We start from the raw sequence: 26,679 nt of genomic DNA, 5'->3' as shown, positions 1-26,679 counted from the left end.
GACCGGGCGATCCAGTACTCCGAGAGGGGAGTGATAGAGACGAGAGGCCGCAGCGTACTGGATTCCCCGCCTTCGCGCGGAATGACAGCAGTGGTCGGCGCGGCAGCTTGCCTTGCTCGTGAGGGCTACCGCTTCGCGTCGGCCTGCTCCGTCGCGTTGCACGAGATCAGCATCGTATAGGGCCGCGCGTTGCCGGCGATGTCGGTGGTCTTGAGCTCGGCCTTAGGCTCGGCGGTCTGATAGGGCACCACGGAATTGTCGAGGAAGTCGCGCAGCACGCCGGTCTTGATGGCGAAGTTGATGTTCTCGGGAATGTTGCCGGTCGCCACGGCGATGCGGAGCGCGTCGACCTTTCCGGTAACGACGCCCACGATCTGCCCGGTGGCGTCGAACAGCGGGCCCCCGCTGTTGCCGGGCTGCACTGGCGCACTGATCTGCAGGAAGCGCGTGTCGTTGCGCATGCCGCTGAGTGAGCTCACGATACCGGTCGTCACGGTGAAGTCCGAGGTCAGCATTCCATGGTAAGGAAAGCCGATCGCGATGACGGAATCGCCGGAGCGGATCGAGCGGTCGCGGATACGGGCAAAGTCCTTGAAAGCCGCCGTCGACGGCGCCTGCAACAAAGCGAGATCGTTGTTCGCATCGCTGGACACAACGCGCAGCGCCATCGAGGCCTCGCTGGTGAGGTTGCCCTTGATGTCGCCGACGCAGCCGTCGATCACATGGTTGTTGGTGACGACGTGGCCGTTGGCGCTGACCACGAAGCCGGTGCCGCTCTTGGTTCGAGCAGATTTGCCGCCGGTTGCCGGTGATGCCTGCTTGTCCGGCGCGGTCTGCGGCTTGGCGGCAATCTTTGTAAAATCGCCGGCCTTATCCAGGCCGTCGGCTTTGACTCTGGTCACACAATTGGTAATCGCAGCCACCAAAGGCGCAGTTGACGTCAGGCTGAACTGAAAGGGCGTACCTCTCGCCACCGCCACCATCAGGCTCGCCTTCTGGAGCGCGCGGGCGACGTTGGTGGGCAGAACTGCCGAGACCATCACCTCGGAAAACGCGGTCGCGAAGAGTCTTACCTCGGCCTGACCGTCGAAGGTTACGTCGATCGTCAGGTTCTCACCCTTCTTGAAGCGAAATGCCGGATTGGCAAAGCCGAGCAGCCAAGAGCTGTTTGCATCCTGGCCAACAAGCAAGGTGACGCCGTTGGCGTAAGGTGTGCTTGCGGCGCAGTGAGAGAACGCGCCGGTTGAATCATTGGAATAGGCGCCACCGTTCCAGTTGCCGACGCGGATCGTGCCGAAAGGCCCCGCCGCATGGGCCACCCCGGCCAGGATCATCTGTAGCACGCACGCAACAACAGTCGTCTTGAACATCTCCACGCCCCGGAACGCTATTGGCTCATCTTATCCGGCCGGTCCCCATTGGCGCAACCGGCAGTTGTTCTGTTGAAGCGTGTTTCCTCGGGGCATCCTTCGGGCTTGCGCTTACTTTGCAATGCTATATACTTTGCAATACAAAGTAACGGATCCCGACAAGCGGGGTCGAGCGAGGTTCTGGCGTTGCCGATGCGCGATCTCGACAAGGCGCTGGCCGACATCGTGGCGATCCGCAGCCAGATTGCGGCCGGCACGGCGTTCCGCGGCTACGGCCCGGCAACCATGGTCGCGACCGGCGGTGTCGCGCTGATTACGGCAATCCTGCAATTCTGGCTGCTCGGCGACCCCACCGGAGAGCCGCTCGGCTTTTTCTTCGGCTGGTTCATCGCCGCCGTGGTCTCCGGCCTGATGATCGGGATCGAGATGCGCGCGCGTTCGCGCCGCCATCATTCCGGCCTTGCCGACGCCATGATCCACCAGGCGGTCGAGCAGTTCCTTCCGGCAGGCGTCGCCGGCGTGCTGCTTGCGGTGGTGATGTGGAAGTTCGCGAGTGAGACGCTGTGGCTGTTGCCGGGTCTGTGGCAGATCCTGGTGTCGCTTGGCATCTTCGCCTCCATTCGCTCGCTGCCGCGCACCGTCGCGCTCGCCGGCGCCTGGTATTTCGTTTCGGGTTTCGCGGTCGTGGTGCTCGCGAGCCGAACCCACACGCTGTCGCCGTGGACCATGGGCCTGCCTTTCGTGATCGGCCAGTCGGTGATGGCGGGCATTCTGTATTTTGCGTCCGGAGATCATGATGTCGAAGACTGACAGCGCGCCTTTTTCCTATGAAGGGCTCGACCGCGTCATCCACGAGAAGGCGAGGCTCGGGCTTCTGACCTCGCTGATGGCGCATCCGAAGGGGCTGGCGTTCGCCGACCTCAAGCTGCTCTGCGGCCTTACCGACGGCAATCTCAGCCGGCATCTTGCCGTGCTGCAGGAGGCCGGCCTCGTCGAGGTAACCAAGGGCTATGAGGGCAATCGCCCGCACACCACATGCCGGCTGACCAGGGCAGGCCGCCGCCGCTTCCTCGACTATCTGGCCGTGCTCGAGCGCCTGGTGCGCGACGCCGCCAAGGCCGCCGGTCGCGAAGCGCCGCCGCTCGGCCGTCTCGGTATCATCTCGACCTGATCCTCCCCTTTTTTGACCGGAGACTTTGCAATGCAAAGTGACATGACCTCTCGCAGCGAGAAGCTTCACGTCGGCATCATCATGGACGGCAACGGCAGATGGGCGACGCGGCGCGGCCTGTCGCGGCTGCGCGGCCACGAGGCCGGCGTCGAGACGATCCGCCGCATCGTCGAGGCGGCGCCCAAGCAGGGCATCGGCACGCTGACGCTCTATGCGTTCTCGACCGACAATTGGCGAAGGCCGAAGGCCGAGGTCGCAGCGCTGATGACCCTGCTGCGCTTCTATCTCGCCAACGAGGTGCAGAGCCTGGTGAAAAACGGGGTGCGTCTCACCGTGATCGGCCGTCGCGACCGACTGCCTGACGGCATCGCGAATGCGATCGCGCGGGCCGAAGCGGCCACCGCCCACGGCAGCACGCTCCACCTCCGCATCGCCGTCGATTATTCCGCGCGCGATGCCATCCTCAACGCGGCGGCGAAGGCGGCGGCGCTGACCAGCCTCACCCGCGAGGCGTTCTCGCAGCTCGTCACCGGCGAGGCCGGTTTGCGCGACGTCGATCTCATCATCCGCACCTCGGGCGAGAAGCGGCTGTCGGACTTCCTGCTGTGGGAAGGCGCCTATGCCGAGCTGCACTTCACCGAGCGGATGTGGCCGGAATTCGATGCGGGCGATCTCGCCGAGGCGCTCGCCGCGTTCCACGGCCGTGAGCGGCGCTTCGGCGGCCTCCAGGCGATCATGCCCGAGGAGGTGCCGTCACTCTCGCGGGTGTGAGGTACGGCATAGGGCGGCGCGCAGTTCGTTTTCGGCCGCAAGATTGGCAGCAATGTCCAAGCGGTAAGTGCACGGTCTCGGCTAGGTGTGCGGTTCACGCAACCTGCCGAGAGCGTCACGCATGCTACAGCTGTTTCCGGGGGGCGTCGTCGCGCCGGTTGAACTGGCCGAAGCGAAGGGGATGGTCTGCATCAGGGCCGCCAGTGCGTCCGATGTGGAGGACCTGTCGGTCTATTTCACCGGCCTGTCCACGTCATCGCGCAACAAGCGTTTCATGGGGGCGCGCGCCGACCTCGCCGTGGTCGCGGCCGAATGCGTGGCGAAGGCCGACCGTCCCGGTCACTTCACCTTGCTGGCCGAGTTCAGGCAGGAGGGGCAGCGCAACATCATCGGCGAAACGCACTACGCCTACGATGCGGCCGCACGGCACGGCGAGTTTGCCATCTCGGTCGCCGACGCCTTCCAGCGCCTGGGCCTTGGCCTCCAGATGATGACGGCGATGGAGACGCGCGCGATCGATCTCGGCCACGAGATGATCGCCGGCGAGACCGCGCGGACGAACGCGGAAATGCGCGGCCTGGCGAAGAAGGCCGGGTTCAGGGATACCGGGCTCGGCGACTGGCAGTCGGTTCACCTCGCAAAGCACCTGTCGCGATAGCTCTACACAGGTCGAATTGCCGCGTGGCACGGATCGTGCTCTAGTATCCCGGCGATGGGTATCCCCAGCGATGGGAGCTTCGGCGATGCGCGCAGTCCTGGATTATTGCACCGGCGGAATGGAGCGGCAGGTTGCGGCCGGTACGGTTTTCGTCACCGAGGGCGGCACCAGCGGCCATCTCTATGTGCTGATGCAGGGCAAGCTCGAAGTGCTCAAGGGCGAGATGGTGGTCGCCACCGTCACCGAGCCGGGCGCGGTGCTGGGCGAAATGTCGGTGCTGCTGGGCCAGCCGCACACCGCGACGGTCAGGGCCTGCTCCGATGCAATCGTCTACGAGTTCGAGGATGCCGCCTCGTTCCTGAAGCAGGAGCCGGGGGTGGCGCTGCTGATCGCGAAGATGCTGGCGCAGCGGCTCAACGTCGCCAACACCTATCTTGCCGATCTCAAGCGGCAATATGCCGGCCACGGCACGCATCTGGCCATGGTCGGCGAAGTGCTTCAGAGCATGATCAACTTGCCACCGCTTGAGGTCTCGCCAGGCTCGGATCGGCAATCCGATCCAAGAATGTAAGCCAGTCCGGCGGCGCCTCGACAAATGCCGCCGGCCGCTTCAGCGGCGCGCCGAGGTCGATCCACTGCGCCTCGCCGGCCGCGAGCCAGTACGCCCTGTCGGCATCGAGATCCAGCACGATATGCGTCGGCGGCCGGCCCGGTTGCAGGCCCGCGTTGAAGACCCAGGTCTGGCCCAGCCGGTCGAACCACGAGCCGTCGGTGATGAAGGGCGACTGATGCACATGTCCCGAGATCACCATCGACGGCTGATACTGCATGATCCACTGCACCACCTCGACATCGCCGAAGAAGCGCTTGCCGCCCCAGCTCGTCGGCGAATTCGCCGGCGGCGCATGATGCGCCCAGATCCAGCGCTGCGGCCGGCTCGCCGCGGCATCGCGGAGCTGGTCGGCGATGCGCTGCTTGACCAGCGGTCCATCCCACCACGGGCACACCGTGAACAGGGTGTCGCCGATGGTGAGGCTGTCGCCGTCGCAGGCGATGCCCAGCTCGCGCACCTCCGAGATCCAGCGCGAGATCTTCTCGCCTTCCGCATTGCGCTCGTCGAGGTCGTGGTTGCCGGAGCAGATGATCACGCGGGTCTTCCCGGCAAGCAGCGCGAGGTATTTCTTCACCACCACGATCTGCGCGCGAAAATCCACCATCGAGCCGATATCGAGCGCATCGCCGGCGAAGATCACCAGGTCGAATTGCGGCGCCGCGCTGACCAGCCAGTCGAACTGCGGCAGCGCGTAGTGCAGGTCAGCCACGACCAGGCAGCGCATTTGAAATCCGTTCGCGATTGAAATTGTCTGGGAATTCCAAAACGGCAAAAAGCAAGAAGCAGACCAGCACGGCCGCCCCCTCGCGTCAATCCAATGAGCCGGAGCATGCCGCGGCGTATCGCGGCATGCAGGGCATCGGGCGTCGCAGGTCTGGACCGGACCATCGAATTCTGCTGTCGTGGCATATCCTCAATCGCTCGTGTCCGCATGACCCCCTTCAAGACCATTCGTGCCCGCGCCGAGAAGCGCAAGGGCGGCCCCAAGGCGCTGGACAGGCTGATGCCCGACAAGCCCGACCTCAAGCGTCTGGCCAAGCTCGGCGACGACCGCATCCTCGCCGAGATGACCCGGCGGGTGTTTTGCGCAGGGTTTGCCTGGAGCGTGATCGATTCGAAATGGGACGGCTTTGAAGCGGCCTTCCTGCATTTCCAGCCGGCCAAGCTCACCTTCCAGCCGGAAGACTATTGGGAAGGTCTGCTGCGCGATGCGCGGATCGTGCGCAACGGCGCCAAGATCATGTCGGTGCGCGACAACGCCGCCTTCGTCCAGGCGATCGCAAAGGAGCACGGCAGCTTCGGCAAGTTTTTGGCGAAGTGGCCGTCGTCCGACGAAATCGGCCTGCTCGATCTCCTCACCAAGCGCGGCAGCCGGCTCGGCGGCAATACCGGCCAGATGCTGCTGCGCTTCGTCGGCTGGGACGGTTTCGTCACCTCCAGGGATGTCGTGGCCTGCCTGCGCGGTGCCGGCCTCGATATCGGCGAAGAGGTGAAGTCGAAGGGCGATCTCGCAAAAGTGCAGGCGCAGTTCAACGCCTGGGCCGGGGAGACCGGTCTGCCCTACACATATCTGTCACGCATCTGCGCGCTCTCGGTCGGCGAGGTCAGGAGCGAGTAACGGATCAAAAGGCATCAGGAGAAGCCTATCAGGCTGCCCATGATTTGCTCGGCGACGGCGCGGACCGCGACATTCGGATCGTCGAAGCTGCCGATTAGAGCCGCTCACAGGCAGATCGTGGACATCGTGTGGCGAACCCGTGCCGTGAGCGCGGCGGATGAAACTCGCGATCACGAAATACATTTCATCGGAACATTTGTGCGCAGCACCGGTTCGGGAATTTGAGCCAGGCGACACAGGCGCAGGGAACGCCGGTCCTAGCTCAACTCAATGAAACCCGGCACGACAGAAACGGAGCAGCTCATGAAGCTCACATCCGAACAGGTGAAGCAGACCGTCAACCAACTCGGCGCCCAGGTGCTGCCCGACGAGCATCCCGCAATGCCGCAGCTCAACAGCATGTTCGGCGAGCACACCTTCTTCGTCGACGAGACGGGCCTGAAGGTCCTCGAGCCGACCCCGTCGCTCGGCGCCGAGCGCCAGACCGGCGAAGTCGTCAGCCTCGCCGACTGGAGCGATGCCGACCTCACGCGCCTGATGGCCCACGAGCCGGAGCCGACGGGTGTGATCGTCGTGTTTGAGCATGTGAGGCATTGACCATTGCCGGTCGTGAAGGAAGATCAGATCGGCGGGGGAGACCCCCGCCGTGAAGGTGTGACGCCGTCAATCGATACGGCCGCCTTCAGGCAGCTCCGAGCTTGAGATTTTCGCGATAGCGTGGGCGCTTTTCGCCTCAGGTCGCATCAATAAACGCCGCAGCGTCTGGCAAGGGCTTTTACTGGCGGTATGGCCGACGCGTCGGCGATATAATTCGCCTCCATCCATCCATGGAGGTCGAGATGCATCGTGCCGTTCCGATGCTGGCATTGCTTGCCACATTTTTATCCGTTGTATTCTCGGGGCCGGCCCAGGCCGCCGAGGCGGATCGTTACTGCCTGCGTGGTCGCAACTGGGGCTTTCCGGGCAATTGCCAGTTCGCCACACGCCCGCAATGTCTGGCTGCCGCTTCCGGCACGAACGCATATTGCGGCATCAATCCACGCTATGCCGCTCCGCGGCGGCGCTGATCACCCTCAGAGATAAACCGTTCTGCGGTTATCTGCGCGGCAGACGCGTCCAATCAGGAAAGGCACGCTCAGATGCGAAAGCTTGCACTGTTCGTCATCCTGCTCGCGTTCGCGGGAATGTTCCCTTCCAGCGAATCGTATCCTCAGAGCGCGCTTCGGGGTGCGGTCATCGGCGGTGCCGTCGGCGGTCGTCGCGGCGCTGCGATAGGAGCTACGGCCGGAGCGATCGCCGGCGCCCACCGGCGGCATCGGCATTGGCATAGATATTATTGGCGGAACGGCAGCTGCTGGTACCGCTCGAGCAGCGGAAGGTCGCACCGCGTGTCGCATCGGTACTGCCGTTAAGTGGAGCGACGGATCGAGAACGGTAATTCAACGAGGGGATGGCAATGTTCTTCGTTCAAGAGGGATTCACGTACCGAAATTTCCTGATGGACATGATTGCGATATTCGCATTCGTCGTCTGGTTCTGGCTGCTCATCGTCATCTATGGCGACCTGTTCAGGCGCCACGACATCTCCGGGTGGGGCAAGGCACTATGGGTGCTCGTGCTGGTTCTGACCTCCTACCTCGGCATCTTTGCATACCTCATTACGCAAGGGCGAAGCATGGCCGAACGTAACGCCGAGCAAGCTCAACGGGCGCGCGAGGAGTTGCGGCACATCGTCGGCTTCAGCGTTGCAGACGAGCTTACCAAGCTTGATCAGCTCAGAAAGGCGGGATCCGTAACGGATGACGAGTACAGGCGGCTTCGCACCAGGCTGGTTTCCTAGCCGTCATTGCGCGCGGCACATTCGGAAGCGATGTTTGAAAAATCCCGTCACCGTCCATCCGGTTCAAATGCCGAAAGTCAGCTGCGGCTCCGGATCATCCCCGTCCTGGAGGGCAGACAGCGATACGCCCAACAGCCTGACGCGCTTGGGCAGCGGCATCTCGACTTCGAGCAGGCCGCAGGTCAGCCGCTCCAGATCGTCCCGGCCTGCAACCGGTGTTGGTGCGGACCTGCTGCGTGTGATGATCTCGAAGTCGGCAAATTTGATCTTCAAGGTGACGGTGCGGCCGCGGTTGCCGGTCGCCTCGCAATGGCGCCAGACCTTGTCGACGAGAGGCTTGAGCGCGGCGACCAGCGCCTCGAATTCGTCGAGGTCGGCCTGGAACGTGGTCTCCGCGCCGATCGACTTGCGGATCCGGTTGGCCCGCACCGGACGTTCGTCGACACCGCGTGAGATCCAATAGTAATAGGCGCCCGCCTTGCCGAAATTCGCGTTCATGAACTCCAGCGTCTGGTTACGCATGTCGCGACCGGTAAATATGCCGAGCGCATTCATCTTCGCGCTGGTCGCCGGGCCTATCCCGTGGAACTTGCCGACGGGCAGCGCCTCGACGAAGGCGGGTCCCATCTCCGGCGAGATCACGAACTGGCCGTTGGGCTTGCGATGATCGGAGGCGAGCTTGGCCAGAAACTTGTTGTAGGAGATGCCCGCCGAAGCGTTGAGCCCCGTCTCGGCCTTGATCTTCTCGCGGATCCGCAGCGCGACGTCGCGTGCCAGCGGAATGCCCTGCAGGTTTTCCGTCACGTCGAGATAGGCCTCGTCGAGTGACAACGGCTCGATGATCGGGGTGTGTTCGGCAAAGATCTCGCGGATCTGCCTGGAGATCGCCTTGTAGACCTCGAAGCGCGGCCTGACGAAGATCAGGTCGGGACATTGCCGCTTCGCCGTCACCGACGGCATGGCAGAGCGAACGCCGAACTTGCGGGCCTCGTAGCTGGCGGCCGCGACGACGCCGCGTTCGGCGGAGCCTCCGACCGCGACCGGCTTGCCGCGCAGCTCCGGATTGTCGCGCTGCTCCACGGACGCATAGAACGCATCCATGTCGATATGGATGATCTTGCGGACGGGCGAGGTTTCGCCCGTCACCGTGCCGGAATCGCTCATGGAGAGATGATACAATCGTGCAAGGAGAAGCGCGAGGCGATCGATGCTTTTCGCGCCTTACGCAGCCTGGGTTCGCGTTTGCCGGCCTGCTCAATGCGGCCATCTGGCGTTTGAATTGAGGCGTTCAGTCTCGACCAGGTTCAAACAACAGTCTCAGGCTTGTGAGTGGCAAGCATGGGCACGCGATCTAATATGAGGGCGCGGAGGACAACCCATGCAATACAGCTCCGAGCTCATTCGCACGATGCGTCAAGCGCTGGAGACCGTGATGGCGAGCGTACCGGCCCATCAATCGGTCTTCGGTCTGAAAGCGGCTGTGGCCGAATGCATCCTGAAGGCCGCCGCACACGGCCAGACGTCCTACGACGGCCTGGTCGCGTCCGCCTCGGACCAGATCCAGACGATGATCTCGATGCTCAGCTAGGCGCTGGCGTGAAGACGGCGACAAGGCTGGCGCACCCGACACGATTCGAACGTGTGACCTTTGCCTTCGGAGGGCAACGCTCTATCCAGCTGAGCTACGGGTGCAGTGGGCCTCATTTAGCCGATTGGCGAGGGGTGGGCAACCGCTTCCGCCGTGTTCGGCCACGTTGATTTGCGGGCAATGCGGCCAGGAACCGGCAGGCTGTCGCAGCCAAGCCGTATTGCCGCATAGAGCGCCTGGTCGGCCAGGCCCAGCAGCCGGTCGGGGGTGCCGTCGGCCTCGCCGGGAATGTGGCTGGCGACGCCGACGCTGAGGGTGACGTGGTCGCCGGCTCCCTGGCGCCATGGGCGATCCGCAAGGCCATGACGGCGATGCGGATCTCGCCATCTCAGGCCACCGCCGCCACCGGAACGGCGTGGCTCGGGCCGAACAGCTTTCGCACCTCGCTGGCGGGCTTCGGCGCGCTGAACAGATAGCCCTGCATCTCGGTGCAGCCGAGCGCGCGGAGCAGCTCGCGCTGGGCCTCGGTCTCGACGCCCTCGGCGACCGTGGTCATGTGGCTCGCGGCGGCGATGTTCACCACCGCCTGCACGATCACGGGCGCGCCGCTCGTCTCCGCGATGTCGGCGACGAAGCAGCGGTCGATCTTGATCTTGTCGAACGGGAAGCGCTTCAGATAGCTCAACGAGGAGTAGCCCGTGCCGAAATCGTCGAGCGCGATCCGCACGCCGATCGCGCGAAGCTGGTGCAGGATCGCGAGCGCCGCCTCGTCGTCGCGGATCAGCACGGCCTCGGTGATTTCGAGCTCGAGCCGGCGCGGATCGAGTCCGGAGGCGGCGAGCGCGCCGGCGATCCTGAGCGCCAGCGTGTCGCATTTGAGCTGCACCGGCGAGACGTTGACCGCAACCCGCACATGCGCCGGCCAGGTCGCGGCTTCGTTGCAGGCCATGCGCAGCACCCAGTCGCCGAGCTCGTTGATCAGGCCGGTATCCTCGGCGATCGGAATGAACTCCGCCGGCGAGATTCCGCCGCGTTCGGGATGGCGCCAGCGCAGCAGCGCCTCGCAGCCGGAGACCTCGCCCGAGCGCAGATCGACCAGCGGCTGATAGTGGATCTCGAAGCCGCCGTTCACCAGGGCCTGACGCAGATCCTGCTCCATGGTCAGGCGCGCCTTGGCGCACGCGTCCATTTCCGGCTCGAAGAAGCGGTGGGTGCGGCGTCCCTCGGCCTTGGCGCCGTACATCGCGAGGTCGGCGTTCTTGATGAGTTGGTCGAGATCGTTGCCGTCCTGCGGCGCCAGCGCGATGCCGATGCTGGCGTCGGTGGAGAGCTGGTGGCCGAGACAGTGATAGGGCTGCCGGATCGCCTCGTAGATCCGCGTCACGAAGGACAGCACGTCGGCACGGGACTGGATTCCGGTCTGGATCACTGCGAACTCGTCGCCGCCGAGCCGCGCGATCAGGTCGCTCTTCTTGAGGCAGCCACGTAGGCGGGTGGCGATCGCCTTCAACAGCTCGTCGCCGACGTGATGGCCGAGCGAATCGTTGATGCCCTTGAATTCGTCGACGTCGATGTAGAGCAGCGCGAACTGCCCGCCGTCGGCGACCTTCGCCAGCTCGCGTTCGATCTGCTCGCGGAACAACGTACGGTTCGGCAGGTCGGTCAACGCATCGTAGTGCGCCATATGCGCGATCTTCTCGTGGGCGCGCCGCCGCTCGGTGACGTCCTCGACGACATTGATGATGTAGCGCGGCTCGCCGGACTTGTCGCGAATGCCGATCCGGGTCGAGGTGATGTAGCGCCGTCCGATGGTCGGGGTGCTCCAGATGTGCTCATCCAGAAATAGTCCGTCCGGCGATTGCAGCAGCTTGTCGTCGTCCCGGGTGATGATCTCGGCGGCGTCCGTCGGATAAAGGTCGAACGCGGTCTTGCCGACGATCGTCTCGGGGGCGGTGACGAGTTGTTCCTCGGCCACCTGGTTGGCCAGGAGGTAGCGCCGCGTGTGGGCGTCCTTCACGGTGATGCGCGAGGGAATATGGTCGATGATCTCGCGCAGGAAGGTGTGGTTGCGATCGCGCTCCTGTTCCAGGTTGCGGCGCTCGGTGATGTCTTCGATCGTGGCGACCCATCCGCCCTGCGCGAGCGGGGTATTGATGACCTGGAAGGCGCGGCCGTTGGCGATCTGATGGGTTCTCGTGGAGACCGTGCCTTCGGCGACGGTCCTCATGACGTCGTCGCAAAATTCCTCGACGTCGCCGTCGAACGCGTCACGTTCCTTGCGATGGTACATCGCCTCGCGGATGTGACAGCCGGGCTTGATGACGTCGTGGGAGAGGCCGAACATGTCGGCGTACCGGCGGTTGCAGGTGACGATGTATCCGGCGGCGTCGTACAGGATCAGCCCTTGCGACATGTTGTTCAAGGCCGTGTCGAGCCGCAGCCGCTCCGCTTCGATTCCCTCCTGGGCTTCGCGGTTCTGCCGGTTGATCTGGCGGATGATCAGAAAGAGGATCAGCGCGATCACGACGGCCGAAAGCGCGGCCGTCGTGACCATGAAGCCGGTCTGCTGCCGCCAGTCGGCAAGCGCCGCCGCCGTGGTGTTGGTGGCAACGATGACCAGCGGGAAATGGTTCAGCGACGCGGCTGAGCCAAGCCGCTCCTCGCCGTCGACCGGGCTCCTGACGCGAAGCGTTTGATGGCCGCCCTCGGTCAGCACCTTGTGCATCAGCGGCGCGGTCTTGAAGCTCCTGCCGATCAGCTCCTCGACATGCGGATAGCGCGCCAGCATCTTGCCTTCGCGATCGAACAGCGAGATCGCCGTGCCTTCGGCGAGCGCCACGGATGCGAAATAGTTCTGGTAGCTGTCCGGATCGATCCGCCGGACCATCGCACCGACGAAGGTGCCGTCCGGCAGGCTCAGCCGGCGTGCGACGACCGTGGTCCATTTGCCGATGATGAAGCTGCGGACGGACTCCAGCAGCACCGGTTCGGCCATCGGGTCCGATTTGAAGGTCTGGAAGTAGGCGCGCGAGGAGATGTTGATCTTCGGCAACGGCTGGGCCCGCGACCAGTTGATCAGTTCGCCGTCGGCATCGTAGATCGCGATGTCTCCGAGATAGGAGACCGAGCTGACCTTGCTGCGCAGCATCTGGTTTGTGGCAGGTCCGTACATGCGCTCGCGGAACATCCCGGGCGAGGCGATGCCCGGCAGGTTCATCTGCCCGATCAGATCGGCGGCGACGACGTCGGAATCCTCGAATTGCTGATCGAAATGCCGCGCGATCAGCTGCACCGTGTTTTCCAGCTCGCGCTCGCGGTTGGCGAGGGTTCGCTCGCGGAATTCGCCGACGGCCATGGCGGTCACGGCGAAGATCCCCGCGACCAGCAACACGCCGCACAGGGTCAGCCACAGGACAGGACCACGCCGCGCCAAGGCCGCCCAGCCGCTCTTTGCGGCTAAGGACATTCCGGCTGCCACCGTGGAAAAGACCTGGCGCATTCCCCCTCCCTGGAGGAACATGAATACACCGCACAAATGGCCCAAACCTTAGGAAAGCCGGTTACCTGAGCATTAATGCGGTTGCACGGCCCGGCCGCATGCAGCTGGGCGGGAATCGCTCCGCGGTTGCGCGATGCGCGTAACAATCGCTGCGCTGCATCACTAACGGCAGCTTAATGCGAGGCGCCCGCGCTCTTGTCACCGCCGCCACTCCGCAGCCGTCCGACCACGCCGGTCGGGAAGAAATAGACGCTGGCAATGAACAGCAGCCCGAGCCACAGCAGCCAGCGGTCGGGATGCAGAAGTCCCGGCAGCAGCGGCAACCCGGCTTCCGACGCCGCCTTGGAGGCGACGCCCATCAGCGACTGGAGATAGTTCTGCGCGAGGATGAAGATGGTGGCGCCGATGATCGCGCCGTAGATCGTGCCCATGCCGCCGATCACCACCATCAGCAGGATGTCGAGCATGATCGAGAAGCTGAGCGAGGTGTCGGGGCCGGCGTAGCGCAGCCACAATGCGTTCAGGATGCCGGCGCTGGCGGCGACGAGGGCCGCGAGGCAGTTGGCGTAGGTCAGGTGGAACACGGTGCGGAAGCCGAGCGCCTCGGCGCGAAAACGGTTCTCGCGGATCGCCTGCAGCACACGGCCGAACGGCGAGTTCACCACGCGCAGCAATGCGAGGATCATCAGGGCCGAGATGGCGAGCACGAGGTAATAGGTGAGAATGCGGCCGTTGACCTCGAAGCCGAACAGGTTTCTGGAGATCAGCACCGTGCCGGGGCGCAGCAGTTCGGGCAGCTGGAAGCTGCGGCCATCCTCGCCGCCGGTTAGCCAGGACAGCTGCGAGGCCAGCACCTGGAAGGCGGAGGCGACCGCCAGCGTGATCATGGCAAAGAAGATCGCCGCGACCCGCAGCGAGAACAATCCGATCGCGAGCGCGAGCAGAGCCGCAAGCGGCAGGCCGATGACGATGCCGGTTGCGACCGCGGCCCAGTTCGGACCCATCCCGTACAGCGCGATCGCGATCGCGTAGCTTCCGATGCCGTAGAACATGGTGTGGGCAAACGACACCGAGCCGGTATAGCCGAGCAGCAGGTCGTAGGAGGCGACCAGCGCGGCGAAGACGCAGATCTTGGCCGCAACGTTCAGCGCCTTGGCACCGGGAAACAGGAACGGCGTCGCCGCAAGCGCCAGGATGATGAGGACGAGGACGAGCGTGAGAACGCGGCTGCGCGGCGGATCGCCTGAGAGGATCATCATCGGCTGGTCACCGCATAGAGGCCGCGCGGCCGCCACATCAGAATGGCGACCATCAGCAGGATGTTGGAGACGAGGGCGAGTTTCGGCACCAGGAAGCCGCCGTAATTGGCGACCATCGCCACCAGGATCGCGCCGATGAAGCAGCCGCCGATCGACCCGAGCCCGCCGATGATGACGACGATGAAGATCAGCACGGTGAGGTCGTCGCTCATGGAGGCGTGGACCTGCTCGCGATAGAGCGCCCACATCACCCCGCCGAGGCCTGCGAGCGCGGAGCCCGTCATGAACACGCCGAGGAACAGGCGGCGGATGCGATAGCCGAGCGCCTCGACCATCTCGCGGTTCTCGACCCCGGCGCGGATCAGCAGGCCGAGCTTGGTGCGGTTGAGCACGAGCTGGATCGCGATGAAGACGGCAAGGCCGATCAGCGTCGCCAGCACGCGGTACTTGGCGATCGCGACGTCGCCGAGGATGAAGGAGCCGCGCAGCGAGGTGGGCAGCGGCATCGGGATGATCTGCGGCCCCCACAGCGCATAGAGCGTCTGCTCGGCGACGATCAGGCCGCCGGTCGTCATCAGGATCTGCTTCAGGTGCTGGCCGTACACCGGCAGGATCAGCACGCGCTCGACGATCAGGCCGAGCGCGCCGGACATCGCCATCGAGAGGAGCGCAGCCGGCGCCAGCACCGCGAGGTTCATCCAGAGCGAATCGGCCTGAATGGACGCCGCAAACGGTGCCAGCACCAGGGTTGCGACATAGGCGCCGACGGCGATGAAGGCGCCATGACCGAAATTGAGCACGTCCATCAGGCCGAACACCAGCGTCAGCCCGGAGGCCATGATGAAGATCATCATGCCCATGGCGAGGCTCGCGGCGGTCAGCGTCAGCCAGGTGCTGGGCGAGCCGACCAGCGGGATCACCAGGAGGGCGAGCGCGATCGGCAGCAGGATCGGCGCGATGTCGCGCTTCGGCTTCGGCAGCGGATCGTTTGCGGCAAGTTCTGTCACTGATGCGCCTCCAGGCTCAGGCCGAGCAGCCGCTCCTGCAGCGGCACGTCGGCGGCGAGCGCCGCCATCTCGCCGCGATGAACGATGGTGCCGTTGTCCATGACCAGCACGTTGTCGCCGAGCTCGCGCGCGGCAAAGAAGTTCTGCTCGACCAGGAGAATGGTGGCGCCCTTGCGCTTGATCTCCTTCAGGCACTCGATCAGCGCCATGACGATGGCGGGCGCCAGCCCCTTGGTCGGCTCGTCGATCAGCAGCAGCTTTCGTGGCTCGATAATGGCGCGCGCGATCGACAACATCTGCTTCTGTCCGCCCGAGAGGCTTCCCGCGCGCGACAGCCAGAACCGGCGCAACGCCGGGAAGAAGCCGAAGATCCAGTCGAGCTGAGCGTCGTCGAGCGGCCCGTCGCGGGCCGCCAGCACGAGGTTCTCCTTCACCGTGAGATCGGAGAACACCGCCATGCTCTCGGGCACGTAGCCGACGCCGAGCCGGGCGATGTCGGGCGTGGCGCGGCTCTCGATGCGCATCCCGGCGAGGCTGATCTCGCCCTTCGAGGCCTGCCACAGGCCCATGATGGTGCGCAGCGTCGTGGTCTTGCCGGCGCCGTTGCGGCCGAGCAGCATCGTGGTCTGTCCTTGCGGGACGACGAGATCGATGCCCTGGAGGATGTGATAGCGGCCGATATGGGTGTGCACGCCGGAGAGTTTCAACAGCTCGGTCATGCTGCGCTCTTCGGTGCGATGCCGAGATAGGCCTCCTGCACGATCGGCGAGGCGATCACTTCGGCAGGTACGCCGTCGGCGACGAGCTGGCCGTTATGCAGCACGATGATGCGGTCGGCCAGCGAGCGCACCACGTCCATCTTGTGCTCGACCAGGAGAATGATCTTGCTCCTGTCCTGCTTGAGCTGCGCGATCAGGTTGAGCACGACAGGCACCTCGTCGATGCTCATGCCGGCGGTCGGCTCGTCGAACATGAACACCTTCGGCTCCAGCGCGATCATCAGCGCCACCTCCAGCTTGCGCTGGTCGCCATGCGACAGCGCGGTCGCGGCGACGCCGCGGCGGCCACCGAGCGCGACCCGGTCCAGGATGGCGGCGGCGCGCGCGATCAGGTCGCGGCGGACCATCCACGGCCGCAGCATGTCGTAATGGGTGCCGTTCGCGGCCTGTACCGCGAGGCGGACGTTCTCTTCCACGGTGAGGTTCGGAAACAGGTTGGTGAGCTGGAAGGCGCGTCCGAGGCCCGCGCGGGTGCGCAGCGGCGCGGAATGCTGGGTGATGTCGGTACCGTCGAACAGGATGCTGCCGCTTGATGCGCGCAGCTGGCCCGAGATCAGGTTGAAATAGGTGGTCTTGCCGGCGCCGTTCGGCCCGACGATGGCGGTGAGCTCGCCGGGGCGGAACGTGCAGGAGACGTTGTTGACCGCGACGTGGCCGCCGAAGCGGATGGTGAGGTCGCGGGTTTCGAGAGAGAGCGTCATTCGATGTTTCGACCGAGTTTGGCGAATAAAATGGAGATGTATCCGCGGTCACGCTGCGCTCCCTCCCCCGCTTGCGGGGGAGGGTTGGGGAGAGGGTGTCTCAGCAATCGAGAACCCCCGAGCGAGAAGAGCCCCCACCCGGCCTCCCCCGCCGGCGGGAGAGGTGAAGCAAGAGAGCTCAGCGCTTGTTGCGGACGGGAACGTCCATGTCTTCGATCTTCAGCTCGCGCACCGGCTCGAGCACGGCCCAGGCGACGTTCGGATCGACCTTGACCTTGAAGTGATACATGCTCTGGAGCGCCTGATGGTCGTCTTTCCGGAACACCATCTTGCCCTTCGGCGTGTCGAACTCCAGGCCTTCCATCGCGGTGATCAGCTTCTCGGTGTCGGTCGACTTCGCCTTGGTGACGGCGGCGACGACGGACATCGCGGCGGCGAAGCCGCCCGCGGTGAAGAAGTCCGGCGGCGCGTTGAAGCGCTTCTGGTGCTCGGCGACCAGCCAGTCGTTCACCGGGTTCTTCGGGATCTCGTAGAAGTAATAGGTGGCGCCTTCCATGCCGGGCAGGCCCTTATAGGCGGCGAGCGCCGGCAGGATGTTGCCGCCGGTGGAGAGCTCGATGCCGTAGCGCTTCGGATCCATGTCCTGGAGCTTGGCCAGCGGATTGCCGGCGCCGGCCCAGATCACCCAGATCACCTTGCGGCCCGGCTTGTCCTTCAGCGCGTCGAACAGGCGCTGGCCGACCGCGGTGAAGTCGGTGGTCGAGGTCGGGGCATATTCTTCGGCGGCGAGCGTCGCGCCGGTCTTGGCAAGCGCCTCCTTGAAGGCGGCGACGCCGTCGCGGCCGAAGGCATAGTCCTGCGCCAGCGTTGCGACGGTGACGCCCTGCTTGCCGATCGCGACCGCGTTCGAGATCGCGTCCTGCGACGAATTGCGCGCGGTGCGGAAGATGTAGCGATTCCACTTCTCGCCGGTAATCTGGTCCGCGACCGCCGGCTCGACGATCAAGATCTTCTTGTTCTCCTCGGCGACCGGGAGAATGGCAAGCGCTGCGGCCGACGATGTCGTGCCGATCGCGATATCGGCCTTGTCGTCCTGATAGGCTTCCGCGAGCGCGGCCTTGGAGAGATCGGGCTTGCCCTGGTCGTCCTTGGTGATGACGACGATCTTGCGGCCGTCGAGCGTCATGGTGCCCTTGGTGGCGTATTCAAAACCCATCTGCAGGCCGGTCTCGGTCTGCTTGGCATAGGCTTCCAGCGGACCGGTCTTGCCGTAGATCAGCGCGACCTTGAGATCGTCGGCCCGTGCGGAGGTGCCCGCGGCGAGGGCGAGGATGGTTGTTGTTATGATGAGTGATCGACGCACGATGGTCCCTCCTGATTCAAAGTTTCTCGGTAACAGCGAGTTGCACAACGTTACGAACATTGCAATTCATCCTTCCGGCGGACTGCGGCGGCCCATGAGCATGCATCATTTTTAGGCCTGCCGTGTCACGCGCGTGTCGCCTGATGCGGCGGGGCTGCCGGCAGTCTCGATCTGCCGCCAGTCCGACTGTGCCTCTTCCGCGCTCTCGAAGATGTGCGGCGCGACGCCGCGCTTCTCCAGCGCTTCGCCGAGCTTGATGCGCAGGAAGCCGGACGTGGTGTAGCGCGACACGCCGGAATAGAAGCGGTCGACGAGGCTGCGCACCATGGCCGAATAGTCGTCCATCAGCTCCGGCAGGATCGAGAAGTTGTCGTAGTTGACGATGGCGTAGACCCGGCGGCCGAGCGGGGCGAGCTTCGCCTCGACGAGGGCCGCGATCGCATCGATCTCGGCCTTACTGCGCAGCGGATAGCGTTCCAGGTTGACGAAGAACAGGTTCTGCTGCTCGTCGAGCGTGAAGCGCTGGTCGAGCGGAATGGTCAGCAGTCGCTCGCGCAGGTCCATGGGGCCGTCGCGGAAGATGCGGGTGTCCATCAGGATAGGGTCGCGCGGGATCAATGGCTTGAAATCCATCAGGCGCAGGATGTCGCGCTCGATGTCGATGCCGGGCGCTATTTCCATGAGCTCGAGCCCGTCGGGCCGCAACGCGAAGACGCAGCGTTCGGTGACATAGAGCACGCGCTGCCCCCGTGTCGCGGCGAAGGGGCCGCTGAAGGTGACGTGCTCGACGCTGTTGACGAATTTGCGCGACCTCGCCTCGTCGAGGATGGCGAGCTTTCCGTCGTTCACCGCAATGCGCTGCTTGCCGGCGCCGAACGTGCCGACGAAGACGACCTCCTTGGCGTTCTGGCTGATGTTGATGAAGCCGCCGGCGCCCGCGAGCTTCGGCCCGAACTTGCTGACATTGAGGTTGCCGGCGCGATCGACCTGGGCGAGCCCGAGGAAGGCGGCATCCAGGCCGCCGCCGTCGTAGAAGTCGAATTGATACGGCTGGTCGATCACCGCCTGGGTGTTGATCGCCGCGCCGAAATCGATCCCGCTCGCCGGAATGCCGCCGATCACGCCGGGCTCCGCCGTCAGCGTGATGAGATCGATGATCCGCTCTTCATTTGCGACCGAAGCGATCCCTTCGGGCATGCCGATGCCGAGATTGACCACGCTGTTGGCCTTGAGCTCGAGCGCGGCGCGCCGGGCGATGATCTTGCGCTCGCTGACCGGCATCACGGGCAGGGAGGCGGCGCGGACCCGGATCTCGCTCGAGAAGGCCGCATTGTATTGCGTGCCGAAGGTCTGCCAGTGGTTCTCAGGCCTCGCCACGACGACGCAGTCGACGAGGATGCCGGGAATCTTGACCTGGCGCGGATTGAGGCTGCCGCTCTCGGCGACGCGCTCGACCTGCGCGATGACGATGCCGCCGGAATTATGCGCCGCCATGGCGATCGCGAGCGCCTCCAGCGTCAGCGCCTCCTTCTCCATTGTGAGATTGCCGTCGGGATCGCCCGTCGTGGCGCGGATGATCCCGATATCGATCGGGAACGTCCTGTAGAGCAGGCATTCTTCGCCGCCGATCTTGATCAGCTCCACCATGTCCTCGGTGGTGCGCGCATTCAGTTTGCCGCCGCCATTGCGAGGGTCGACGAAGGTGCCCATGCCGACGCGGGTGATGTGGCCGGGCCGGCGCGCGGCGATGTCGCGGAACAGATGCGTGATGACGCCCTGCGGCAGGTTATAGGCCTCGATCTGATTGGCGATCGCAAGCTGCTGGAGCTTCGGGGCAAGGCCCCAGTGCCCGCCGACCACGCGCCGGACCAGGCCTTCATGCGCGAAATGATTGAGGCCGCGATGCTTGCCGTCGCCCTGGCCGGCCGCGTAGACGAGCGTCAGATTGCGCGGCTTGCCCTGCGTGTAGGGCGCATCGCCCTCGTGTGAGAGATAGAGCTCCTCCAGTGCGATCGCGATCTCCTCGGCAAAGCCGATGCCGACGAAGCCGCCGGTCGCGACGGTGTCGCCGTCGCGGATCAGCATGACCGCTTCGGCCGCCGTGACGACCTTGCCTTTCTCGGAATTGCGCAGATAGGGCAGAGCTGGATGATGGCTCACGGCGTTCCTCCCGATCCCTGGACGGTATGCCGTCGTTGCTGTGCGTCGATCCTAGCGCGGGGAGCAGGCCCGGAACAGGCTGCTCCTCGCGACGAGAGGTATCGTCAGGACGTTCAGGACTGCACTATCTTGCGTGTTTCGGTGGCGAAATAGACCGACACGACGGTGATGATCGCCAGCGCGATCATGTAGAGCGAGATCGGCCAGGTCGCCGGCGCGTACGCCGTCATCAATCCCGTCGCGATCAGCGGCGACAATGCGCCGGCGAAGATCGAGGCGAGGTTGTAGCCGAGTGAGACGCCGCTATAGCGCACCTTGGTGCCGAACAGCTCCGACAGGAAGCTCGCCTGCGGGCCGTACATCGCGGCGTGACCGACGGCGAGGCCGAGCACGATCGCGATCCAGGCATATTGCGGGTTCTTGGTCGAAAGCAGCATGAATAGCGGGAACGACATCAGCGCCGAGAACACCGCGCCGAAGATGTAGATCGGCCGCCGCCCGAGCCGGTCGGAGAGCGCGCCGAAGGCGGGAATGGTGAAGGTCTCGATCGCCGCGCCGATCAGCACGCCGTTGAGCATGTCCTGCTTGTTCATGCCGAGCGATTGCGTCGCATAGGCGAGCACGAAGGTCGCGTAGATGTAGAAGAAGCCGTTTTCGGCAAAGCGCGCGCCCATCGCGAGCAGGATGTTCTTGGGATACATCCGGATCGCCTCGAGGATCGGCATCTTGACCTCTTGCTTGGTGTCCTTGACCTTCTGGAACTCCGGCGATTCCGCGATGGTGAAGCGAATCCACAGGCCCACCAGCACCAGCGCGATCGAGAACAGGAACGGGATGCGCCAGCCCCAGGAAAGAAGCTGTGCGTCGGTCAGCATCGCGGACACCACCGAGAACACCAGCGTGCCGAGCACGAGGCCGAGCGGCGCCCCGAGTTGCGGCCAGCTGCCGTAGAATCCCTTCTTGTCCGCGGGCGCATGCTCGACCGCCATCAGCACCGCGCCGCCCCATTCGCCGCCGAGGCCAAAGCCCTGGATCAGCCGGCAGGTCACCAGCAGGACCGCGGCCCAGATGCCGGCGGTCTCGTAGGTCGGCAGGAAGCCGATCGCGGCGGTCGCCGCGCCCATGATCAGCAGGGTCAGATAGAGCATGGTCTTGCGGCCGATCTTGTCGCCGTAGTGGCCGAACACGACGCCGCCGAGCGGACGCGCGATGAAGCCGAGCGCGTAGGTCGCGAACGCCAGCAGCGTTCCCATCATGGGGTCGAAGGTCGGGAAGAACAGCTTGTTGAAGATCAGCGCCGCGGCGGTGCCGTAAAGGAAGAAGTCGTACCACTCGATGGCCGTGCCGATCAGGCTCGCGGTGGCGACGGTCACGTGCGAGGGCTGTCTCGCCTCAAGCTGATGGACTGAGATCGCTTCACTCATCTTGCGTCCTCCCTGGTTGCGAATGCGCATGTGCAGCACGCGTCATTGTGCAGAGCGAAGAGCAAGCTCCGCGCCAGATGCCACAGGTTTGCGCAAAATGGCTGAAAACCCAGCAGTTTCAGCGCCTGATCCGGGACAGAACGGCAGCGCGCCGTGTCTGGAGTCCGAGACTCCGGACACGCGATGTCTCGCAACTCAGACGGATGCGGCTCCCGAGGCGAGGCCGAACTTGGCGAGCTTCTTGTAGAAGGTCGCGCGCGAGATCTGGAGCATCTTGGCGGCCTCCGAGATCTGGCCGTTGCTGGCGGCGAGCGCCTGTTCCAGCGTGTGCTTCTCGAACTCGGCCTCGGCTTCCGCATAGGGCAGGACGAGGCCGGCCGGCCGCGATGGTGCCGTGGGCACCGTCTCCGCGCCGACGGGGAGAATGCGATCGAAGTCGTCGCTGGTGAGGCGTCCTGAATCGCTCAGGATCAGCGCGCGTTCCAGGATGTTGCGCAGTTCGCGGACGTTGCCGGGCCAGCCATAACGCGCAAGCGCAGCCAGACCGCTCGGCGTGATCCTGGCATTGAGGTAGTCGCCGGATGCGCTGATGTCCTCGAGCAGCCGTCCGCAGATCTCGGGCAGGTCGTCCAGGCAGTGGCGCAGGGGCGGCAGCTCGATCGAGAGCACGTTCAGCCGGTAGTAGAGATCCGCCCGGAATGTCCCCTCGCTGACCCGCTTGTGCAGGTCGACATTGGTGGCCGCAATCACGCGCACGTCGACCCTGGTGACCTTGTCGGAGCCGAGTGGCTCGATCTCGCGCTCCTGGAGCACGCGCAGCAGCTTGGCCTGCAATTGCAGCGGCATCTCGCCGATCTCGTCGAGAAACAGCGTGCCCCCGTCGGCGATCCGGAATTTTCCGTCGCGACCCTTGCGGTCCGCGCCGGTATAGGCGCCCGGCGCGGCGCCGAAGAACTCCGATTCGATCAGCGTATCCGGGATCGCCGCGACGTTGACGCTGACGAACGGCTTTTCGGCGCGGGCGGAGGCGTTGTGGATGGCCTGCGCCAGCATCTCCTTGCCGGTGCCGGTCTCCCCGGTGAGCAGAACGGTGACGCTCTGGCGCGCTGCGCGCGCTGCAAGCTCCTTGGCCTGTGCGATGCCGGCGGTTGCACCGACATAGTCGTCGAAAGTGAACCGGGCGGCGCGCGCATGCGACAATTGCCGCCGCGCCAGCCGCAAATCGTTCTCGAGCTGGGCGACGCGACCGAGCAGTGGCTTCAAGCCCTCGAGGCGGTCGTAAAGTACGAAGCCGATCGCGCCGATGATATTCCCCTTCTCGTCCTCGATCGGCATGCGGGTCACGACGAGTTGCTCGCCGCCGAGCTCCATGATGTCGAGGATGATCGGTTCACCCGTCTCCACGACCCTGCGCATCAGGCTGTTGGGGATGACCTCCTCGATCGGGCGGCCGAGCGCCTCGGATTCATGCGAGAGGCCCATCGCGGTGACGTATTTCTCGTTGACATACACCACGCGTCCGCTGCGATCGATCGCGATGGCGCCCTCGCACAGATGCTCCAGCCGCTCGAACAGCGTCTCCATGGCGCGTGCGCGGATATAGGCGGGATCGCTGACGACAGAAGAGGGACCGGACATGGCGTGCCTCGCGGGAAGCCCGCCTGTTTATTACCAAAAGGGCAGTAATTTCAAAGGGGAGAATTGGCGCTGGCTTCGCGACCCATTCTCGGTCGTCGTCCTGGACAAGCGAGCAAAGCGAGCGCCGATCCAGGACCCATTACCCCAGGAAGCTGTTTGGCGAAGACTCGTGGTCACCATCCCGCGCCACGACACCTGCCTGGGGTAATGGGTCCTGGCTTTCGCCAGGACGACGGCGGTGTTTGTTGCGCCGCTGTCGCCCTACCGCCGATACCCGCCCGCCCGCGAATAGCCGTGTCGGTTCTGCTGCATCGGGCGGCTGGCCACGCTGGCGCGGGACTCGCTGGCGACGGGTGTTGCGAGCTTCAGCTCCTCCAGGAAGATCGGCCGCGAGAAATAATAGCCCTGCGCGTAGCGGATCTTGGTCGCGGCCTGCAGGTAGGCGAGCTCCTCGTAGGATTCGAGGCCCTCGGCGATCACGGTCATGCCGAGCGCTTCGCTCAAGGATTCGATCGCGCGCAGGATGCCCTGGCTGCGCGGCCGCTTATGGATGTCGGTGATGAAGGAGCGGTCGATCTTGATCTCGTCGGCCGTGATGTCGGCGAGCGCCGAGAGCGAGGAATAACCGGTGCCGAAATCGTCGATCGAGATGCCGACGCCGAGCTTGCGGAACATCGGCAGGATTTCCGACTGGAAATGGCTTTTGGCGACGAAGGCCTCTTCCGTCAGCTCGATCATGAAGCGTTGGGGAAAGCCGGTGTTGTCCAGCGCCTGCGCGAAGCTGCGCATGAACTCGGGATTGCCGGCCTGCCTGGCGGCGACGTTGATGCTGATCGAGGCGTCCGCGCCGAACGTGTCGTTGATCAGGTCGATCGACTTGACGATCTCGGCGAGCACGAGATGGGTCAGCTCGTCGATCAGTCCGAGCTCGCCGGCAAGGTTGATGAACGAGCCCGGCGCCTGGATCACGCCTTCGTCGTCGCGCAGCCGCACCAGGGCCTCGATGCCCTTCACGGCCTGCGTGCGGATGTCGACCTTGGACTGGAACGCGCAGCAGAAGCGCTTCTCCAGGATGGCGAGCCGCAGCGACTGCTCGATCTTGGTCCGCGCCAGCGCCTCGCGCTCCATGCTGGCGTCGAAGAAGGCGGCCGATCCCTTGCCGTCGTTCTTGATGCGGTACATCGCGATGTCGGCGTTCTGACGCAGCATCTCGAAGCTGCTTCCGTGATCGGGATAGATGCTGATGCCGACCGAGGTCGAGGCGAAGACCTCCGAATGGTCGATGAAGAACGGCGCGGTCAGCCGCTCCAGCGTCGCTTGCATGAATTCGGCGACTTCCTCCTGGCCCTGGATCGGGGAGAGCAGCAGCAGGAATTCGTCGCCCGAGATGCGCGACAGCATGTCGGAATCGCGCAGGTCGCGCCCGAGCCGCTTCGCCAGCTCGACCAGCAGCGCATCGCCGACGGCGTGGCCGTAATAGTCGTTGATGTGCTTGAAATTGTCGACGTCGAGAAAGGCGAGCGCGAAGCGCTCGCCGCCGCCATCGCGCGCGAGCAGGTTGTTGGCGCGGTGCTCGATCACGCGCCGCGACGGCAGGCCGGTCAGCTCGTCGAAATAGGCCGAGCGGAACAGCTGGTCCTCGAAATTCTTCTGCTCGGTGATGTCGGAGGAGGCGGAGATCAGGAGCTCTCGTCCGGCGAGGCGAACGGGGCGATGGGTCGTGAGCAGCACCTGGCGCGCCGCGCCGTCGTGCAGGGCTTCCTCGGTGACGACCGCCTGGCCGGCGCTCAGCGCCCGGCGGCAGGCTTCCCGGCGCGGCGTCAGATCGGGCGAGGGACGGCTGCCGTCCATGCCGAGCTGCGCCGCTGCGGCATCGTTAACCAGCAGAAGCTCGCCATGGGCGTCCTGAACGGTCAGGCCGGCCGGCAGCATTCTAACGATTTCCTTGAGGAATCCGAGTTCGGCTTCGCTCGCGCCGGAATATCTGTTGTCGTTCATAGAAGTCATGAATCTTGTTGTTTCAGCGCGCCTTTGCAATGGGCGCGATCTTGCGTGGTTCCCTCTTAAGTTTGGTTAAGGGGTCCGGAGAAATACGGTGGTGTCTTGCGGCGATGCGGCACGCGCGCCGATCGTCATTAACAGAGGGTCAATGCGCCCAGCGAAACCGCGAGCGGGGCGCGCGGGCCTGCTTTCGCTTTAGCGGCTTTCACCTTGGGGGATGCGGCATTGCATGATGCAATGCAGCCCGGTCTTCAGATACGAGATCTCGGTCCTGCCATCGAAGGCGGAAAGCGCCGATTTCAGCAGCTTGGTGCCGAAGCCAGGCTCGGACACCTTGTCCACGGTTGGCCCCTCGGTCTCGTCCCAGGTGATGGTCAAGCGATCGTCGCTGACGGTCCACGACACCTGCAGTAGACCGCGCGGCGCAGAGAATGCGCCGTATTTGCCTGCATTGGTGGCGAGCTCGTGAAACATCAATGACAGCGTGACCGCGAGCTTCGCCGGCAGGAACAGCCGGTCGCCGTTGAGGGTGAAGCGGACGTGGCCGTAGGGGCCGAGCTCCGAGATCAGGAGATCGCGGATGTCGCAGCCGGCCTTGTCGATCCGCGAGATCAGATCGTCGGTTGCGGCCAGCGATCGCAGCCGCGGATCGACCCGGGCCCAGACCTGCGGCTGGTCATGCAGCACCTGGTGAATCACGGCGTGCACTGTCGAGAGCTTGTTCTTCAGCCGGTGCTGGAGCTCGTCGACCAGCAGCTTGCGATAGTCTTCTTCCTCGATCAGGCGCTTGGAGATCCGGCGCTGCTCCGCCAGCATGGTGCGATAGTGCTCGACGCCCCAGATGGTCAGCGCGCTCACGGCCCAGTAGAGCGCCAGCAGGGCAAAACGCGCGCGATCGGCAAGCGCATCGCTGAAATTCACGACGACGCCGAGCACGCCGCCGACGATCGCCGTCACGATGCCGATCCGGAAGCCTCCGAACGCGGCGGCAAAGAACACGGCCGGAAAGTACGGGGTGAAGTAGACGTCGGGCCGCACTTGCGCGAGGCCCCAGCGCGCCAGCGTCGCAACGAGCAGGCAGGCCACCGCAAAGGCAATGCTCAAGCCGAGCGACGGAGGTGCCGCGCCCTGCCAGCCCTTGCGGAATTCGTCGATCAGCTTCTCCATGCGCCGCCCGGTTGCGAGGTGCGTTCGTTGCGAATGTTACGCATCTCGCCAG

The 26,679-nt window shown here is 64.6% G+C and carries 24 protein-coding genes and 1 tRNA gene; 10 read left to right on the top strand and 15 right to left on the bottom strand.

Features of this window, described 5'->3' with window-relative positions; genetic code table 11:
- Positions 1–125 precede the first annotated feature (125 nt).
- A complete protein-coding gene (locus tag WN73_RS37315) occupies positions 126–1,370 on the bottom strand; it encodes a S1C family serine protease (protein ID WP_039186762.1) in 1,245 nt (414 codons plus the stop codon).
- Positions 1,371–1,562: 192 nt separating this feature from the next.
- On the opposite strand from WN73_RS37315, the gene WN73_RS37310 reads away from it, so the two are divergent.
- From WN73_RS37310 to WN73_RS37290, 5 genes are all read left to right on the top strand, one after another.
- Positions 1,563–2,180 (top strand): hypothetical protein, encoded by a 618-nt coding sequence (locus WN73_RS37310; protein WP_028172569.1) that lies wholly within the window; start codon positions 1,563–1,565, stop codon positions 2,178–2,180.
- Positions 2,167–2,541, top strand: coding sequence for a transcriptional regulator (locus tag WN73_RS37305; protein WP_028172570.1), 375 nt, complete (start codon positions 2,167–2,169; stop codon positions 2,539–2,541). Before WN73_RS37310 ends, WN73_RS37305 begins: the two co-directional genes overlap by 14 nt.
- 30 nt (positions 2,542–2,571) lie before the next feature.
- Entirely contained in the window at positions 2,572–3,312 is a 741-nt protein-coding gene (locus tag WN73_RS37300) for a di-trans,poly-cis-decaprenylcistransferase (RefSeq protein WP_011083674.1), read from the top strand.
- Positions 3,313–3,433: 121 nt separating this feature from the next.
- Positions 3,434–3,970 carry a GNAT family N-acetyltransferase gene (locus tag WN73_RS37295; protein ID WP_028172571.1) on the top strand — a complete coding sequence of 179 codons (537 nt, stop codon included), beginning with the start codon at positions 3,434–3,436 and terminating at the stop codon, positions 3,968–3,970.
- A gap of 85 nt (positions 3,971–4,055) precedes the next feature.
- The gene (locus tag WN73_RS37290) at positions 4,056–4,541 is read left to right on the top strand and encodes a Crp/Fnr family transcriptional regulator (protein WP_028172572.1); all 486 of its coding nucleotides are present in this window, start codon (positions 4,056–4,058) and stop codon (positions 4,539–4,541) included.
- Here WN73_RS37290 and WN73_RS37285 read toward each other — a convergent pair.
- Positions 4,480–5,307 carry a metallophosphoesterase family protein gene (locus WN73_RS37285; protein WP_271557209.1) on the bottom strand — a complete coding sequence of 276 codons (828 nt, stop codon included), beginning with the start codon at positions 5,305–5,307 and terminating at the stop codon, positions 4,480–4,482. The two genes, WN73_RS37290 and WN73_RS37285, sit on opposite strands and share 62 nt — an antisense overlap.
- 207 nt (positions 5,308–5,514) lie before the next feature.
- Between WN73_RS37285 and WN73_RS37280 the strand changes: the two genes are divergently transcribed.
- From WN73_RS37280 to WN73_RS37265, 4 genes are all read left to right on the top strand, one after another.
- Positions 5,515–6,201, top strand: coding sequence for a DNA-3-methyladenine glycosylase I (locus WN73_RS37280; RefSeq protein WP_028172574.1), 687 nt, complete (start codon positions 5,515–5,517; stop codon positions 6,199–6,201).
- 303 nt (positions 6,202–6,504) lie between these two features.
- A complete protein-coding gene (locus WN73_RS37275; RefSeq protein WP_028172575.1) occupies positions 6,505–6,798 on the top strand; it encodes a hypothetical protein in 294 nt (97 codons plus the stop codon).
- A 242-nt stretch (positions 6,799–7,040) separates the two neighbouring features.
- Positions 7,041–7,268 carry a DUF3551 domain-containing protein gene (locus WN73_RS37270; protein WP_028172576.1) on the top strand — a complete coding sequence of 76 codons (228 nt, stop codon included), beginning with the start codon at positions 7,041–7,043 and terminating at the stop codon, positions 7,266–7,268.
- A 389-nt stretch (positions 7,269–7,657) separates the two neighbouring features.
- Entirely contained in the window at positions 7,658–8,041 is a 384-nt protein-coding gene (locus WN73_RS37265; RefSeq protein WP_028172578.1) for an SHOCT domain-containing protein, read from the top strand.
- Positions 8,042–8,104: 63 nt separating this feature from the next.
- Here the strand turns inward: WN73_RS37265 and dinB are convergent, their stop codons facing one another.
- Positions 8,105–9,205 carry a DNA polymerase IV gene (dinB, locus tag WN73_RS37260; RefSeq protein WP_028172579.1) on the bottom strand — a complete coding sequence of 367 codons (1,101 nt, stop codon included), beginning with the start codon at positions 9,203–9,205 and terminating at the stop codon, positions 8,105–8,107.
- A 214-nt stretch (positions 9,206–9,419) separates the two neighbouring features.
- Here dinB and WN73_RS37255 point away from each other — a divergent pair, with 214 nt between their 5' ends.
- The gene (locus WN73_RS37255; protein WP_011083684.1) at positions 9,420–9,629 is read left to right on the top strand and encodes a hypothetical protein; all 210 of its coding nucleotides are present in this window, start codon (positions 9,420–9,422) and stop codon (positions 9,627–9,629) included.
- Between the two features lie 27 nt (positions 9,630–9,656).
- On the opposite strand, the gene WN73_RS37250 is transcribed toward WN73_RS37255, so the two are convergent.
- From WN73_RS37250 to WN73_RS37195, 12 genes are all read right to left on the bottom strand, one after another.
- Positions 9,657–9,733, bottom strand: a tRNA-Arg gene (locus WN73_RS37250).
- 284 nt (positions 9,734–10,017) lie between these two features.
- A complete protein-coding gene (locus WN73_RS37245) occupies positions 10,018–13,128 on the bottom strand; it encodes a bifunctional diguanylate cyclase/phosphodiesterase (protein WP_028172580.1) in 3,111 nt (1,036 codons plus the stop codon).
- A 173-nt stretch (positions 13,129–13,301) separates the two neighbouring features.
- Complete coding sequence (locus WN73_RS37240) at positions 13,302–14,387, bottom strand: branched-chain amino acid ABC transporter permease (RefSeq protein ID WP_028172581.1); 1,086 nt, start codon at positions 14,385–14,387, stop codon at positions 13,302–13,304.
- Entirely contained in the window at positions 14,384–15,394 is a 1,011-nt protein-coding gene (locus tag WN73_RS37235; protein WP_028172582.1) for a branched-chain amino acid ABC transporter permease, read from the bottom strand. Before WN73_RS37235 ends, WN73_RS37240 begins: the two co-directional genes overlap by 4 nt.
- On the bottom strand, positions 15,391–16,113 hold the full coding sequence (locus WN73_RS37230; protein ID WP_011083707.1) for a branched-chain amino acid ABC transporter ATP-binding protein: 723 nt from the start codon (positions 16,111–16,113) through the stop codon (positions 15,391–15,393). The genes WN73_RS37235 and WN73_RS37230 overlap by 4 nt, the downstream gene beginning before the upstream one ends.
- On the bottom strand, positions 16,110–16,874 hold the full coding sequence (locus WN73_RS37225) for an ABC transporter ATP-binding protein (protein ID WP_271557208.1): 765 nt from the start codon (positions 16,872–16,874) through the stop codon (positions 16,110–16,112). Before WN73_RS37225 ends, WN73_RS37230 begins: the two co-directional genes overlap by 4 nt.
- A gap of 178 nt (positions 16,875–17,052) precedes the next feature.
- Positions 17,053–18,237 (bottom strand): substrate-binding domain-containing protein, encoded by a 1,185-nt coding sequence (locus tag WN73_RS37220; protein ID WP_028172584.1) that lies wholly within the window; start codon positions 18,235–18,237, stop codon positions 17,053–17,055.
- 111 nt (positions 18,238–18,348) lie between these two features.
- A complete protein-coding gene (locus WN73_RS37215) occupies positions 18,349–20,397 on the bottom strand; it encodes an acyl CoA:acetate/3-ketoacid CoA transferase (RefSeq protein WP_271557207.1) in 2,049 nt (682 codons plus the stop codon).
- Positions 20,398–20,510: 113 nt separating this feature from the next.
- Positions 20,511–21,821: an MFS transporter gene (locus tag WN73_RS37210; protein ID WP_039186767.1), complete on the bottom strand. Its 1,311-nt coding sequence runs from the start codon at positions 21,819–21,821 to the stop codon at positions 20,511–20,513.
- Positions 21,822–22,016: 195 nt separating this feature from the next.
- Positions 22,017–23,459, bottom strand: a complete 1,443-nt coding sequence (locus tag WN73_RS37205; protein ID WP_011083712.1) for a sigma-54 interaction domain-containing protein — start codon at positions 23,457–23,459, stop codon at positions 22,017–22,019.
- A 261-nt stretch (positions 23,460–23,720) separates the two neighbouring features.
- Positions 23,721–25,457: a putative bifunctional diguanylate cyclase/phosphodiesterase gene (locus WN73_RS37200; RefSeq protein WP_028172586.1), complete on the bottom strand. Its 1,737-nt coding sequence runs from the start codon at positions 25,455–25,457 to the stop codon at positions 23,721–23,723.
- A 198-nt stretch (positions 25,458–25,655) separates the two neighbouring features.
- Positions 25,656–26,627 (bottom strand): sensor histidine kinase, encoded by a 972-nt coding sequence (locus WN73_RS37195; RefSeq protein WP_011083714.1) that lies wholly within the window; start codon positions 26,625–26,627, stop codon positions 25,656–25,658.
- Between the last annotated feature and the right edge of the window lie 52 nt (positions 26,628–26,679).

This window comes from Bradyrhizobium sp. CCBAU 45394 (assembly GCF_028128655.1).
GTDB lineage: Bacteria > Pseudomonadota > Alphaproteobacteria > Rhizobiales > Xanthobacteraceae > Bradyrhizobium > Bradyrhizobium diazoefficiens.
This window is presented reverse-complemented; position numbering and strand designations above follow the sequence as displayed.